Genomic DNA, 574 nt, shown 5'->3' with positions numbered 1-574 from the left:
TCACAGTCTTGCTGGCGCACCGGCGCCACATAGACGGCGGCTCCCCCGGCCTCTTGCTGACGCCTATCCAGATCTTTCAGCATCTGATTGATCACGCTCATGACCAGACTCCATACGCCAGGGCAGTGCCCAGCAACAACAACAGGGGCCACCAGAGGGTGAGACGGCCACGGCGGGCATCATCGGTATCCCGGATGGCGAGCCGGACCAGGGCGCTGTCGATCCGCCGCACACCGCGACCATAGGCCAGCATCAGGCACTTCTGCGCCAGTATGTTGATGAGGCGGGGAATGCCGCGGGATGCGCGCCACAGCCTGCGCAGGGCGCGGCCATCGAACAGGGCGGCTCCGCGATAACCGGACACCTGCAGCCGGTACTCCAGATAGGCCCGGGTCTCGTCGAGCCGCAGCGGCCGCAGGCGGTAGGAAAAACCGATGCGCTGGCGCAACTGGCGAAGACGGGGCTGCCCGAGCCTGGCATCCAGCTCGGGCTGGCCGAACAACACGATTTGCAGCAGCTTGCTGGATTCGGTTTCCAGGTTGCCAAACAGCCGGATCGCCTCCAGGGTACTGTG

Annotated in this window: 1 protein-coding gene and 1 pseudogene; both read right to left on the bottom strand. The window is 65.2% G+C overall.

The window, feature by feature from the left end:
- Positions 1 to 101 (bottom strand): annotated as a pseudogene (locus AACR77_RS11150) (MSHA biogenesis protein MshD); the annotation flags it as partial.
- On the bottom strand, positions 98 to 574 hold a 477-nt coding region (locus tag AACR77_RS11145; RefSeq protein ID WP_042881481.1), incomplete at its 5' end, for a hypothetical protein. The gene AACR77_RS11145 and the pseudogene AACR77_RS11150, both read right to left, overlap by 4 nt.

The sequence above is a fragment of the Aeromonas sp. ZOR0002 genome (assembly GCF_963866995.1).
Lineage (GTDB): Bacteria > Pseudomonadota > Gammaproteobacteria > Enterobacterales > Aeromonadaceae > Aeromonas > Aeromonas caviae.
Note: the sequence above shows the minus strand (reverse complement) of the source record. Positions and strands in the feature narration are given on the sequence as shown.